This window comes from Microbacterium sp. Cr-K20 (assembly GCF_000708325.1).
In the GTDB taxonomy this organism is placed as follows: domain Bacteria; phylum Actinomycetota; class Actinomycetes; order Actinomycetales; family Microbacteriaceae; genus Microbacterium.
Genome location: NZ_JARE01000030.1, coordinates 21594 through 35826, shown reverse-complemented (window position 1 = coordinate 35826; position 14233 = coordinate 21594). Strand labels below are relative to the sequence as shown.

11 protein-coding genes are annotated in these 14233 nt (G+C 69.1%); 8 read left to right on the top strand and 3 right to left on the bottom strand.

Features of this window, described 5'->3' with window-relative positions:
• The coding region (locus GZ67_RS20735; RefSeq protein WP_197024974.1) for a peptidase C14 at positions 1 to 1982 on the top strand (1982 nt) is incomplete at its 5' end.
• Between the two features lie 298 nt (positions 1983 to 2280).
• Here the strand turns inward: GZ67_RS20735 and GZ67_RS0105425 are convergent.
• The 3 genes from GZ67_RS0105425 to GZ67_RS0105415 all read right to left on the bottom strand — a co-directional run bounded on the left by GZ67_RS0105425 (position 2281) and on the right by GZ67_RS0105415 (position 5595).
• Positions 2281 to 3723, bottom strand: a complete 1443-nt coding sequence (locus GZ67_RS0105425) for an APC family permease (protein WP_029263153.1) — start codon at positions 3721 to 3723, stop codon at positions 2281 to 2283.
• 307 nt (positions 3724 to 4030) lie between these two features.
• Positions 4031 to 4873 (bottom strand): SDR family NAD(P)-dependent oxidoreductase, encoded by an 843-nt coding sequence (locus GZ67_RS0105420; RefSeq protein WP_136025691.1) that lies wholly within the window; start codon positions 4871 to 4873, stop codon positions 4031 to 4033.
• 8 nt (positions 4874 to 4881) lie between these two features.
• Positions 4882 to 5595 carry a GntR family transcriptional regulator gene (locus tag GZ67_RS0105415; RefSeq protein ID WP_231481698.1) on the bottom strand — a complete coding sequence of 238 codons (714 nt, stop codon included), beginning with the start codon at positions 5593 to 5595 and terminating at the stop codon, positions 4882 to 4884.
• A 168-nt stretch (positions 5596 to 5763) separates the two neighbouring features.
• Between GZ67_RS0105415 and GZ67_RS0105410 the strand changes: the two genes are divergently transcribed.
• Genes GZ67_RS0105410 through GZ67_RS0105380 form a run of 7 tightly spaced genes read left to right on the top strand, consistent with a single transcriptional unit; the run spans position 5764 to position 14126 of the window.
• On the top strand, positions 5764 to 7302 hold the full coding sequence (locus tag GZ67_RS0105410; RefSeq protein WP_029263150.1) for an ABC transporter substrate-binding protein: 1539 nt from the start codon (positions 5764 to 5766) through the stop codon (positions 7300 to 7302).
• Between the two features lies 1 nt (position 7303).
• Positions 7304 to 8266: an ABC transporter permease gene (locus tag GZ67_RS0105405; protein ID WP_029263149.1), complete on the top strand. Its 963-nt coding sequence runs from the start codon at positions 7304 to 7306 to the stop codon at positions 8264 to 8266.
• Entirely contained in the window at positions 8259 to 9107 is an 849-nt protein-coding gene (locus GZ67_RS0105400) for an ABC transporter permease (protein ID WP_197021069.1), read from the top strand. Before GZ67_RS0105405 ends, GZ67_RS0105400 begins: the two co-directional genes overlap by 8 nt.
• Entirely contained in the window at positions 9104 to 10861 is a 1758-nt protein-coding gene (locus tag GZ67_RS0105395) for an ABC transporter ATP-binding protein (protein WP_051662352.1), read from the top strand. Before GZ67_RS0105400 ends, GZ67_RS0105395 begins: the two co-directional genes overlap by 4 nt.
• Positions 10858 to 12243 (top strand): hypothetical protein, encoded by a 1386-nt coding sequence (locus GZ67_RS0105390; RefSeq protein WP_029263146.1) that lies wholly within the window; start codon positions 10858 to 10860, stop codon positions 12241 to 12243. Before GZ67_RS0105395 ends, GZ67_RS0105390 begins: the two co-directional genes overlap by 4 nt.
• A gap of 54 nt (positions 12244 to 12297) precedes the next feature.
• Positions 12298 to 13053 (top strand): SDR family NAD(P)-dependent oxidoreductase, encoded by a 756-nt coding sequence (locus GZ67_RS0105385; protein WP_029263145.1) that lies wholly within the window; start codon positions 12298 to 12300, stop codon positions 13051 to 13053.
• Complete coding sequence (locus GZ67_RS0105380) at positions 13050 to 14126, top strand: enolase C-terminal domain-like protein (RefSeq protein ID WP_029263144.1); 1077 nt, start codon at positions 13050 to 13052, stop codon at positions 14124 to 14126. Before GZ67_RS0105385 ends, GZ67_RS0105380 begins: the two co-directional genes overlap by 4 nt.
• Positions 14127 to 14233: the final 107 nt, after the last annotated feature.

Sequence of the window (14233 nt, the reverse complement as noted above, 5' to 3'; positions counted from 1 at the left end):
TCGCCAACGGCGGCACCGCGACCGAGCTCGCGAAGCGCAAGGGCAAGGACGGCGACCTCGTGCGCACGACCGGGTACGCGGCGGCCGGTGACGGCGGCGACGGGCTGTACCGCTTCGTGAAGAAGGATGCTCCGGCGGCGAACGGCGGCACCGTGCTCGCCGGTCCGAAGGGCGGTGCATGGCTGCTCCTGCACGACGGCGTCGTCGACTTCCGCATGTTCGGTGTGATGAACGCGAAGGTGAATGCCGACGACGCGCTCGACGCGATGGTGAACGATGCGAGCATCCACCGCATCGAGGCCCACAGCGACCTGAACTTCGTGCGTCGCCACAAATTCTCACGGTCGCGCATCGCGTTCGACTTCGGCGGCCACCTCATGACGACGGTCGGCATCGAGAACGCCGGCAAGGACGACCCCTTCGCCGCGGTCATGTTCTTCCGCGGCGAGGTGACGGATGCCGTGCACGAGGCGCGACTGAACGAGGTGGTCCCCGACCTCGGCGACGTCTTCCCGGTCGCCGACTCCTCCTTCTTCGCGGTCGGTGACTGGTACGCCGCCGAGGTGAACGCGCTGTCGGGGCGGTGGGAGCGCGAGCTGCAGCGGCTCGTGCAGGTCACGCAGATCGTCGACGGCACGCACATCCGCATCAACTACAAGAACGGCTGGCCGCTCGGCAAGGACCGCACGATGACCTGGCGCCGGGTGGTGCCGGTGCAGGACGTCACCGTGTCGAACCTGAAGTTCCTCGGCACCGGGAAGGACGAGTACACGGGCTCGCACCCGCTCGCCTTCGAATACGCGGTGCGCTGCGACGTCGACCACATCGACGGCACGGGAACCTTCTGGCCGCTCATCCAGCGCCGCTGGAACACGTACTACTCGACCGTGAGCTGCACGCTCAAGAACCCCACCTCGGTCACCTGGGGCGGCGCCGGCTACCTGACGCAGCAGATCTACTGCCTGTACGGATACGTCGCCAATTGCCACACCGCCAACTCGCGGCACCTGAACGACTTCACCGCGAGCGCCTACTGCCTCGTCGAGAACTGCCACGGCGACGGCGACGACCAGGGTCCGTTCGTCACGCACGGCCAGTACGAGCACGACCTCACCTACACCGGCAACTCCGGGCTCATGACGTTCGCGAACTCCGGTGCGGCCTGGGGCTCGGCGGCCAAGCGCATCACGGTGCGCAAGCACGTGTGCTCGTGGTTCGTGGCGCGCGTGCGCATCACCGACCTCACGCTGGAAGACGTGCAGGTGATCGGCAAGCCCTCGCTCGCCGGCTCCGGAATGCTGTGGATCAATGCCGACGGCGCCCAGCTGCGGGGGTGCACGGCATCCGACACGCTCGTGATCACGCAGGCGTCGGACAACTCCGGGCGCCCGACGGTGATCGCCGACTCGCACTTCACGTTCGTCGCTCCCGGCGAGCTCACCAATGCCACCGTGAAGACCCCGGTCACGTTCGTCGACACCGTGCTCGACCGCGTCGGCGGCATGAAGATCGCGGGCTCGGGTGCGGTCACGTTCCGCGGCTCGACCCTGAACGCGGCGGATGACGCGGCGCCGATCGTGTCGTCGTCGGCGCAGCTGCGATTCGAGGGGTCGACGCTGCGCAACGCCCGCATCGAGGCGGCGCGGGGTGAGCGCCAGGTCGTCGAGGTCGCGGGTTCGGATGTGTCGATCAAGGGCGGAACCGGTGTCTCCCGGACCGGCGACGGCGAGCTGCACCTGACACTGTCCGACAGCAGCTTCCGCGCCGAGGGATCATCCACCCACGTCGCGGTCACGAAGGGGGCGACCCACTACCGCGCGGTCGGCAACCGCTTCGAGGGCGGCGCGCTGGAGCTGGCGGATGCCGCGTTCGGCGGCTCGTCGACCCTGCTGCACACCGGAAACGTGGAGTCGGGCGTCACCCGCACGGCCTTCCCCGCCGAGGGCGACCGCGTCGTCGACACCGCCAACCTCCTGGTCTGACCCGTCGCGCGCACCCGTCCCGGTCGCCGAGTGCACGGGCTACTCGCGAGTGCACGGCTTCTCGACGTGAAGAAGCCGTGCACTCGGCGGGAGGTCGTGCACTCGGCGGCCGCGCAGCGCCCATAATTCGCGCCCGCACACCGCGGCCGCATCGCATGAAGGAGAACTCCCGTTATCAAGGAGGATCCGCTGATCCTGGTCCTTCATAACGGGAGTTCTCCTTCATAGCGGGCTGCGGGCTGCGGGCTGCGGGCCGCGGGCTGCGGCGACGAGCGCCGGCGGACGAGGCGACAGGGCGTCAGCGGCGGCGGCGGGGGCTATCGGGGTTCATCAGCGAGTGGCGGCGGCCGTAGGCGAAGTAGACGACGAGTCCGATCACGAGCCAGACGCCGAAGCGCAGCCAGGTCTCCCAGTGCAGCTGCGAGATGAGGAACAGTGAGAAGCCGACGCCGACGATCGGCACCACCGGCATGAACGGCAGCCGGAAGGTGCGCGGGGCGTCCGGCTTGGTGTACCGGAACACGACGACGGCGATGCACACGACGACGAACGCCGCCAGGATGCCGATGTTCGTCAGGTCGGCCACGGCACGGATGGGGAAGATCCCGGCGAAGAACGCGGAGCCGATGCCCGCGATCCAGGTCACCCGCTGCGGCACACCGCGGCCGTCGACCTTCGAGAACCAGCCGGGGAGCAGGCCGTCGCGGCTCATCGAGAACCACACGCGGGTGGCGCCGAGCAGGAACGTGAGCATGACCGTGAGGATCGACAGCACCGCGAACACGGAGATGATCGACGCGATGACGGGCAGTCCGACGCTGGAGAACGCCGAGGCGAAGCCGGCCTTCGGGTCGATGTCCTGGTAGTTCTGCATCCCGGTGAGCACCAACGTCGCGGCGACGTAGAGCAGCATGGCGATGATGAGCGACAGGATGATCGCCTTCGGCATGTGCTTGCGCCCGTCCTTCGCCTCCTCGGCGGCGGTGCTCATCGCGTCGTAGCCGAACACGGCGAAGAACACCGTCGCGGCCCCGGTGAAGACCGGGCCGAAACCGGACGGCATGAACGGGGTGTAGTTGTCGGTGTTGATGTAGAAGATGCCGAGTCCCACGATGAACAGGATCAGCAGGATCTTGATCCCGACCGCCACCAGCTCGAACCGGCCGAAGGTCTTGGTGCCGCGGCTGAGGAGGAAAGTCACGAGCAGGCAGATCAGGATCGCCGGGATGTTGACGACGCCGCCGGGCTGGTCGAACGTCTCGGTGACCGCGGTCGGCAGGTGGACGCCGAAGCCGGAGAGGAACGCATCGAGGTAGCCGGAGATCCCGATCGCGACGACGGCCACGATGGCCACGTACTCCAGGAGCAGATCCCAGCCGATGAACCATCCGGTGATCTCGCCGAGCGCGACGTAGCCGTAGCTGTACGCCGATCCGGCCCGGGGGATCATTCCCGCGAATTCGGCGTACGAGAGAGCGGCGGCCGCAGACGCCAGTCCGGCGATGAGGAACGAGATGACGACCGCGGGCCCGACACCGGGGTTCGTGGCATCGCCGTGCGCGACGAGGCCCGCGAGCGAGAAGATCCCGACGCCGACGATGCCGCCGACGCCGATCGCGGTGAGCTGCCACAACCCGAGGGATTTGAAGAGACCACTGCTCTCCGCCTCTTCGTTCAGGTCGCCGACCGGCTTGCGCCGCCAGACGGAATACGCCGGATTCTTCGGATTCGTGCGGGGCATCCTTGCCTCCCTGAATGGCCGCCCGGGTGCGGGCGGCGAGCGATGGCTGAGCTTTTGACCGGTAACACGTTACGCGCGCCTCGCCCCATCCTCAATCAGACTTCTGGCCAGGATCCGGCGCCCGGCGTGCGCCCACCTCTCGGCGCGCCTTTCCGCCACCGCCACCGCCGCCGCTGCCGCTGCCGCTGCCGCTGCCGCTGCCGCTGCCGAGTGCACGGGTTGCTCGCGAGTGCACGGGGTGTTCGCGTGAGGAGCCGTGCACTCGGCGGGGAGCCGTGCGCTCGGCGAAAGGGGGAGAGAAAGGGGGTCAGGGGGACGGGATGCCGACGAGCTCGGCACTGCGCTGCCAGAGGGCCTCGGCGAGATCCGGGTCGTTCACCTGTGGGTTGACCTTCGTGGTGAGGGTGCGCTCGTCGTAGTACGCGCCGGAGAGCCAGGTGTCGCCGGGGGTGCCCTCGATGAACCAGCGGAGCGTGTCCCCGCCCTTGTCCGCGCCGATGAGCAGGAGGTGCTTGAGCGGCGTGCGGTAGAGCAGCCGCATGATGCTCGACGAGTCGGACGCGAAGTTCGTCTGCACGGTGCCGGGGTGGAACGCCACGGCGCTGAGTCCGTCGGCATGGAACTTCGTGTGCAGGCTCTTCGCGAACAGCACGTTGGCGAGCTTCGCGTCGCCGTAGGCCTTGTTGGGACTGAAGCGGCGGGTGTTGTCGAGGTCGTCGACGTCGATGTGCCCGAAGAGGCGGTGGCCGATGCTCGAGGTGTTGATGACCGCGCCGTCGGATGCCAACAGCTGCGGCAGCAGCAGGTTCGTGAGCAGGAACGGCGCCAGGTGATTGACCTGCATCGTCTTCTCGAAGCCGTCGACGGTCGGGGTCTGATCCCCGAAGATGCCGCCGGCGTTGTTCGCCAGGACGTGGATGCCGTCATCGCCGACGGCATCCGTGATCTTCTCGGCCAGCGCCCGCACGTCGTCGAGGCGGGCGAAGTCGGCGGTGAACCACTCGGATCCGGTCTCCTCCGCGATCGCGCGGGTCTTCTCGACCGATCGGCCTACCAGGACGAGGCGGTTCGACGGCGAGGCGAGCTGGTGGGCGGCGGCTGCGCCGATCCCGTCGGATGCTCCGGTGAGGACGATCGTCTTCTGAGGCACGGGCCGTGTCACTCGGCTTCGGCCGAGGGGGTGATGCGCCGGACCGCGCGGGTCACGTGCTCGGTGATGACCGCCTGCGCCCGGTCGGGGTCGCCGCTCGCGATGGCGTCGACGATCTGCTGGTGGCTGCGCACGTGCTCCTCGAGCTCGGCGGGGTCGAGCGCCGCGTTCGCGGCGTGCAGGAATCCGGTGATGCGTCCGCGCAGCTGACCGCTCACCTCGTCGAGGAAGCGATGCTCGGCGAGGTCGGCGAGGGTCTCGTGGAACAGGCGGTCCTGGCGCAGCACCTCGTCGATGTCGCCGGGTGCCGCATCCGACATCGCCTGGATGATGGCTCCGAGGCGGGCGGCGGATTCCTCGTTCCAGCGCTCCTGCACCCGGATGGCCATGAACTGCTCGAGCACGATCCGCAGGCTCGAGATCTCCTCCAGGTCCTGCGCGCTCAGCTGCGCGACGCGGGCTCCGCGGCGGGGCTCGCGGGTGATCAGACGCTCCTCGGCCAGGCGGGTCAGGGCCTCGCGCACCGGGATGTGACTCACACCGAGCCGGTCGGCGAGCTTCCGTTCGACCAGGCGCTCGCCGGGGGCGAGCTCTCCGGAGTGGATGGCCGCGCGCAGCTCATCCGCGACCTGTTCGGCGATGTTCTGATCCGAGACGCTGCGCACCGTGGCTCTCCTGTCTGTGCCGGAACCCGCGAGCCGTTCTCGGCCGAGTTCCTGCATCGACCGATGCTATGGCAAATTCACCGCCGTGGCGGGATACGGGTCCGGGTGGGCGTAACGAGAACGTAATCGTATTCGCTCGATTCGCACTAGACGCAGCCCGGGGTTTGCTACATGCTATAGCGAAACCCTTCCACCCGAATGCATCACCGACACTTGGAGGCACCCATGTCGCGTCGTCGTGTATTGCTCGGCGGAGCAGCGTTGCTCACCGCCGCGCTCCTCATCGCTGGCTGCAGCAGCACCCCCTCGACTCCTGACGGCCAGACGCAGGACGGCGGCACCTTGACCGTCGCCGCCGCTCAAGGCATCCCGCAGCTGAACCCCGCCATCCGCACCTTCGCCTGGGAGGAGGTGCTGTTCCCCCTGCTCTGGAACGGTCTGACCAAGACCGATGAGTCGGGCGAGATCGTCGGCGACCTCGCCGAGAAGTGGGAGGCGTCGCCGGACCAGAAGACCTGGACCTTCACCCTCCGGGACGGCGTCACGTTCTCGAACGGCGACGCCTTCACCGCCGAGGACGCCGTCGCATCGTTCGACTACTACCTCGACCCGGAGACCGCGACCCAGGAGAAGAACAAGATCGACATGGTCACGGACGTCACGGCGCCCGACGAGAAGACCGTCGTCATCACCCTCTCCGAGCCCATCGCGACCTTCGCGGCCGGCATCGTCTGGGTCAAGATGCTCGACGTCGATGCGCTCGCCACGATCGACAAGGAGCCGATCGGCACCGGCCCGTACATCGTCGATGCGTTCACGCCCGACGACAGCCTGACCCTCGTGCCGAACCCCGAGTACTTCGGTGAGGAGCCGGTCCTCGACGAGATCACGATCGTCAAGGCCGCAGAGTCCACGGCCGCGGTCACGGGGCTGCGCTCGGGCGACATCGACGTGCTGTGGTCCGTACCGCAGGGCGATGTGGCCGGGCTCGAAGGCGGCGGCGACATCGCGCTCGTCAAGCCTGACAACCCCAGCCAGTGGCCGTCGTGGGAGGTCGACACCCAGTCGGCGCCCTTCAACGACGTGCGTGCGCGTCAGGCGCTCGCCTATGCGACCGACCGCGAGGCCATCCTCGACGCCGCGTACTACGGGCAGGGCACGATCTCTCCCACGAACAACGCGCTCGGCGAGGTGAACCCCTGGTTCGGCGGTGACCTGACCGACTACTCGTACGACCTCGAAAAGGCCAAGGAGCTTTTCGCCGAGGCCGGCGTCACCGAGGGCAGCACGCTCACCTGGTGGGGCGTTGCGGGACAGTACCCGGAGTGGAACACGAGCGGTGAGATCCTGCAGGCGAGCCTGAAGGAGATCGGCATCACTCTTAAGATCGACAACAACGACATCGGAACCTGGGTCGACTCGTTCTATCCGGCGGGCAAGAGCTTCCCCGGGTACATCGTGCCGAACTTCCAGTCCACGCCCCCGGAGCCCGCGTACTCGCTGAACTTCTATCTCGAAGGCCGCTGCGAGTGCAACTGGGTCGACCCCGACTTCCAGACCGCGTTCGCCGACGCCGTGGCCGAGCCCGATGAGGCCGCGCGCGCCGAGAAGTGGGGCACGGTGCAGACGATCATCAACCAGCAGGTTCCGCTGATCGTCCCGCTGCAGTCCACGGTCGTCACCGCGACCAGCACCGGTGTCACCGGGGTCTGGGTCGAGGGCGGCGGACAGCTGCACCTCGAGAACGCGCAGCTCAAGGACTGACGTGGCTCTGTCCATCCTCCGGCGGGTGGCGATCAGCATCGCGATGCTGATCGCCACCTCCCTTCTTGTGTTCGTCGTGCTCCGGCTGCTGCCGGGCGACCCCGTGATCACGCGCCTCGGCTCGACGCCGGGCGTGGATGCCGAGATGCTCCAGCGCCTCCGCGAGGAGGCCGGCCTCGACGCCCCCATCATCGAGCAGTACCTGCGCTGGATCGGCGGTGTCTTCACCGGCGACTTCGGACAGTCGTACTTCAACCAGTACTCGGTGTCCGAGCTCATCGCACAGCGGCTTCCCGCCACGCTCGAGCTCACCCTCATCGGCATCCTGCTGGCCGTGCTCATTGCCACGCCCGCCGCGGTGATCGCGTCGCTGCGCCCGCTCGGAGCGGTCGACCGCGTGCTGACCGCCATCTCCACCGCCGGCATGGCGCTGCCGCAGTTCCTGATCGGCATCGTGCTGATCGTGGTCTTCGCCGTGCAGCTCAAGGTGCTGCCCGCCCGCGGCTACACGCCGTTCAGCGAAGACCCGGCGGACAACCTCGTGCGGATGATCCTCCCCGCTCTCACCCTCGCCTTCGCCGCGGCTCCGCTGCTGATGCGATTCCTTCGGGCCTCGATGGTCGAGGTGCTCGACGCCCCCTACATCCGCACCGCCCGCGGCAAGGGCCAGTCGGCGAGCGGCGTCGTGATCGGTCACGCTCTGCGCAACGCGCTGATCCCGGGGCTCACGATGCTCGGCCTGATCGTCGGGTACACGCTCGGTGGCGTCGTGATCGTGGAGTACGTGTTCGGCGTGCCGGGGCTCGGCTCGCTCGCGATCGACGCGGTCTTCAAGCGCGACTACGCGGTGCTGCAGTCGGTCGTGCTGCTGATCTCCGCGATGTTCATCCTCACCACGCTCATCGTCGACCTCCTCTACGGTGTGCTCGACCCGCGTCTTCGTGCTAGGAGCAGCCGTGGCTGACACCCTCACCCTCGCTCTGCGCTCGGCCCGCCCGCGTCGCCGTCTCGCGGTCGCGTCGTGGATTCCGCTCGCCCTCCTCGGCGTGATCGTGCTGGCCTGCGTGCTCGCACCGGTGATCGCGCCCTACGATCCCTCGGCGCAATCGCCCGACCGGTTCGCCGGTCCGTCAGCCGGGCACCTGTTCGGCACCGACGAGCTCGGGCGCGACCTGTTCAGCCGCGTGCTGTACGGCGGACAGCTGACGATCTTCATCGCCAGTGGTGCGACCCTGGTCGCCATGGTGCTCGGCATCGCGTGGGGGATGGCGGCCGCGTTCGCCCGCGGTGTGTGGGACGAGATCCTGATGCGTCTGGCCGACACGGTCATGGCGATCCCGCAGATCCTGTTCGCGCTCGTCTTCATCTCGGCGTTCGGCGCCGATCCGGTCAAACTGGCCGTGATCATCGGCATCCTGCTCACCCCCACCACCGCGCGCCTGGTGCGCTCCTCGGTGCTCAGTGAGCTGCAGGAGGACTACTTCACGGCCGCCGTCGCCTTCGGCTCGAAGCGCAGCCGACTGCTGTTCGCCGAGGTGCTGCCGAATGCCCGCGGGCCGATCGTGGTGCAGGCGGCCATCAACGCCGCGAACGCGATCCTCCTCGAGGCGTCGATGAGCTTCGTCGGCCTCGGCATCGCGCCGCCCGAAGCCACCTGGGGGACCCTCGTGCAGCAGGGCTACCAGAAGATGTACCAGTCGATCGGGTACGTGCTGTTCCCTGCGCTGTTCATCTTCGTCACCATCTGGCTGCTCAACGTGCTCGCCGATCAGTTCGGCGGCGATCGGAAGGGGAAGGGACGATGACCGATGCCACGCCCGTCCTGCAGGTGCAGGACCTCACCGTCTCCTACGGCGACGCCATGCCGGTCAAGGGCATCTCGTTCGCGGTGCGCCCCGGCGAGCGGATCGGGCTGGTCGGCGAGTCCGGCTCGGGAAAGTCGCTCACGGCGCTCTCGATCATGCGCCTCAACGACGGCGCGACGCTCGGCGGTAGCATCCGACTGCGCGATCGCGAGTTGCTCACTCTGAGCAAGCGCGAGATGACGAGGGTGCGCGGCGGCGAGATCGCCATGGTCTACCAGGACCCGATGTCGTCGCTCAACCCCGTGCGCACGATCGGGCACCAGCTCGTCGAGGCGATCCGGCTGCACGATCGGGTGCCGAAGGATGCGGCGCGGGCCAGGGCCGTAGAGCTGCTGACTGAGGTCGGTGTGCCGCTCCCCGAGGAGCGTCTTGCCCAGTACCCGCATGAATTCTCCGGTGGCATGCGGCAGCGCGTGATGATCGCGATGGCCATGTCGTCTCGGCCGGCCGTCCTGATCGCCGACGAACCGACCACTGCGCTCGACGTCACGACTCAGTCGCGCATCATCGACCTGCTCGACCGCTTGGCCGATGAGCACGGCACCGCTGTGGTGCTCATCACGCACGACCTCGGCGTCGCCGCCGGCTTCTGCGAGCGCATCCACGTGATGCGGCACGGGCGGGTGATCGAGGAGGCCCCGGTCGACAAGCTCTATGCCGAGCCGGAGCATCCGTACACGAAGGCGCTGCTCGGAGCCGTGGTCGACCTCACGATCGATGTGCACGACCCGATCCGCACCGCGGCCGAGGTCCTCGAACGCGGCACCGAGCCGGTCGTCGAGGCGGGCTCCATCAGCGCGGTCGACCGCGCCAGGGAGTCGGGAGACGTGCTGGTCGACGTGCAGAGCGTGTCGAAGGTGTTCACGCTCGGCTCCGGCCGGCGGGTGACCGCGGTCGACGACGTGTCATTCCGGATCCGCCGCGGCGAGACGGTGGGGCTCGTGGGCGAGTCGGGCTCGGGCAAGTCGACCGTGTCGAAGGCCGTGCTCGCGCTCGGCGGGATCGATGCCGGGGCCGTGGTGTTCGATGGGCATCACCCGCACGAGATGCGCGGGGAGGAGCTGCGGCACCTGCGGCGGCGGATGCAGATGGTGTTCCAGGATCCGTTCTCCGCCCTGAACCGACGCCAGACCGTCACGCAGATCATCGAGGCGCCGCTGCTCGCGCACGGCATCGGCAACCGGGCGACCCGCGCCGAGAAGGTGCGCGAGGCCATGCACCGCGTCCGGCTGGACGAGGAGTTCGCCCACCGGCTGCCGCGCTCGATGTCGGGCGGCCAGTGCCAGCGCGTGTCGATCGCGCGGTCGCTGGTGCTCGAGCCCGAGTTCCTCGTGCTCGACGAGTCGGTGTCGGCGCTCGACGTGTCGATCCAGGCGCAGGTGCTCAACCTGCTGCGCGAACTGCAGGCAGAGCTCGGGCTCACCTACCTCTTCATCAGTCACGACCTCGCCGTCATCCGGTACATGTCGTCGACGGTGGCAGTGATGCAGCAGGGACGGATCGTGGAGATCGGCGCCCGCGACGCCCTGTTCGCGAACCCCCAGCACGAGTACACGCGAGGTCTCATGGCCGCGATTCCCGTGGCCGACCCGGTGCTGGAGCGTCGCCGACGGGCGGAGGCCGCCGCGCTCTGGCAGGCTCAGGGAGTGGGCACGGGCGTGATCCCGGCCGGCGTGGGAGGGAAGGCACGATGACGAAGACCGCCACCGCGATCGGCGACCGCATCCGCATCCCCCGTACCCGCGCGCGCATCGGCGTCGCTCGCCGCGACATCACGCCGCCCATCGGCATCCGCGCCAAGAACTGGGGTCCCGCCGACTGGGAGCGCTCCGAGGGGGCGCACCGCCCGTTCGAGCTGACCGCGCTCGCCGTGATCGCGGGAGACGAGCGGCCGCGCCTGCTGCTCGCGGTCGACGGCACCTGGTGGCGCCGCGTGGCCGACGAACAGGGCGTCCGCGGGGCGATCCTGGCGGGACTCGGACTCGAGGCCGACCAGCTGATGCTGTCGCTCTCGCACACCCACGCGGGCGCGGTGCTGTGTGCCGCCGACGCGCACCTGCCGGGTGGCGAACTCATCCCCGGGTACCTCGAAGCTCTCGCCGCCGCGGGCATCGCCGCCGGGCGAGAGGCCCTCGACGGCGCGGTCCTCGGACTCATCGAGTGGACGAGCGGCCGCTGCACCCTGGCCGCCGATCGCGAGCTCGACGTCGACGGGCGTGCGCTCGTGGGCTTCAACCCCGCCGGCACCGCCGATGACACCGTCATGATCGGCCGCCTCAGCGTCGACGGTGTCGTGCGCGGCACGCTCGTGAACTACGCCTGCCACCCGACCACGCTCGCCTGGCAGAGCCGTGAGGTGTCGCCGGACTACGTCGGCGCGACGCGCGAGATCGTCGAGGCCGCCACGGGTGCGCCGTGCCTGTTCGTGCAGGGCGCCTCGGGCGAGCTGGCACCCCGCGAGCAGTACACCGGTGACGTCACGGTCGCCGACCGCCACGGACGCTCGCTCGGGCACGCGGTGCTCGCGGCCCTCGATTCGCTGCCGGCGCCGGGCGAGGAACTGACCCTCGAGGGCGTCGTGGAGTCGGGAGCGCCGCTGGCGATTTGGGCGGGAGAGGTGGCTCACGGCGGGGAGGGCGCGGCCGGTTCGGTGACGAGCGTCGAGCTGCCGCTGCGCGACCTGCCGGCGCTGGAAGAGCTCGCCGAGGAGTGGAAGGACATCGATCCGCGCTCCCGCGAGGAACGCCTCGGCCGCGCGCGCAACCTGCGTGACGGGTACATCGACGGGCCGACGGTGCAGCATCCGGTCTGGGCCTGGCGGCTCGGGGATGCGGTGATCGTGGGTCATCCGGGCGAGGCGTACTCGCGCCTGCAGACCGCGTTGCGGGCGCGGTTCCCCGAGACGCCGATCGTCGTGATGAACCTCACGAACGGCCCGGGCTTCGTGTACCTGCCGACACGCGACGCGTATGACCGCGGGGCGTATCAGGCGTGGCAGACGCCGCTGGCTCCCGGCGCGCTCGACCTGCTCGAGGAGCATGTCGCGGCGGTCGTCGCGGATCTGCTCGACCGCTGAGTCGCCCGGCCACTACACTTGCTATAGCAAATCTCGAACCCCCTGAGGAGAGCAATGACCGCGCCCATCGCCATCGTCACCGGAGGATCCGCCGGCATCGGCTGGGAGATCGGCCAGCGCCTCGCCGCCGACGGCTACACGGTCGTCGCCGCGGACCGCGTGCCCGGACTGACCGCGGGAGAGAACCCCGCCGGCATCCTGTGGCGCGAGCTCGACGTGACCGACCACGCCGGCGTCGACCGGGTGTTCGGCGAGATCGAGGCCGAGCTCGGACCCATCGAGGTGCTCGTCAACAACGCCGGCATCCAGCGCCACCGCGGCATCGAAGACCTCAGCTGGGACGAATGGTCGGCCGTGGTCGACGTGAACCTGCACGGCGTCTTCTCGGCGTTGCAGGCCGCAGGGAAGCGGATGCTGGAGCGCGGCGACGGCCGCATCGTGAACATCTCGTCCATCTCGTCGCGCGGGTCGGCGGGGCGTGCGCCATACGCCACGACCAAGGCGGCGGTGATCGGCCTCACCTCGACCGCCGGTGCCGAGTGGGCCTCGCGCGGCGTGCGGGTCAATGCAGTCGCGCCCGGCTACGTCGACACGGGCGTGTTCCGGCAGGGCGTCGAGGCGGGCACACTCAGCCTCGACACGATCCTGTCGCGCATCCCCGCGAAGCGCCTGGGCGACGCGAGCGAGATCGCCGCGGCCGTCAGTTTCCTCGTCTCCGACCAGTCCCGCTACATGAACGGACAGACCCTCTACGTCGACGGCGGCTTCATGGTCGACTACGGCGTACCCCTGGCGAAGAAGCCCGAATGAGCACGATCGAGCGCATCGATACGGCCACGGCCGCGCTGCCTCTTCCCGCGCCCTTGCAGTTGGGCGCGATGACCGTGACGCGCCGCGAGTACAGCGCGGTGCGGGCGGCCGCCGACGACGGCACGACCGGCGTCGCGTACTGCCTGTCGCGTGAGGCGCCGATGGCCGAGATCGTCGACCGGCTCGTCGCGGCGCATGCGGTCGGTGCGGATGCCGACGACCCGACATCGACCTGGGATCGGATGCTGCGCGGCAGTGCGATCGTCGGACGGGTGGGGCTCGTGCGGCGGGCCATCGGCCTCGTCGACATCGCGCTGTGGGACATCGCAGCCCAGCGTGCGGATGTGCCGCTGTGGAAGCTGCTCGGCACCGGAGACGCGCCGCGGGACTCGATCCTCGTCGCCGCATATCCGTCGCCTGACCGGGCTCCGCGCGAGGTCGCCGACGAGGTTCTCGCTCAGGCGGACGGCTGGACGTACGTGAAGATCTCCCGCATTCCCGATCCGGCATATATGCGCGAGCTGTTCACCCTGCTCAACGCCGAGCTGCCCTCCGCGACCGGTCTGATCGTCGATGTCGGCTTCGGGTGGCCGGATGCCGATGCCGCCCTGGCCGAGATCGCGCAGTGGGGAGACCCGCAGCTGGCCTGGCTCGAAGACCCGCTGCTGCCGGAGGATGCCGCGGGTGTCGCGCGCATCCGTCGGGAATCGGGCCTCGCCGTCTCGGTCGGCGATGAGGTCACCGACCCCGCCGTGCTGAAGGCACTGGTCGAGGTCGGCGGGGTTGAGGCGTTGAGGCTGGATGTCGTCGCGATCGGCGGCGTGACACCGGCGCGCGAGCTGATCGCTTGGGCGACCGAGCGCGGTGTGCCCGTCTCGGGGCATGTCTATCCCGAGGTCACCGCGCACCTCGGCATCGGCGTCGAGACCTTCGCACGGGGCGTCAACCCCTACGATCCGGCGCCGTCGTTCGTGCTCGGCGGTCCGTCATTCGAGGGGCGGATCCGGCCGACGGATGCTCCGGGGCTCGGGTTCGCGCTCGATCCTGGAGTGTTCCGGTTCGGGAAGGGCTGAGGGGGCGCCGCCGGCAGTCGCGTCGCGCGTTCTGGGAGTCGCTCCGCGCGTTCTGAAGGAGAAGTCGCGGAATGAAGGACGTTCTGCGCTGTCGGCTCCTTCATTTG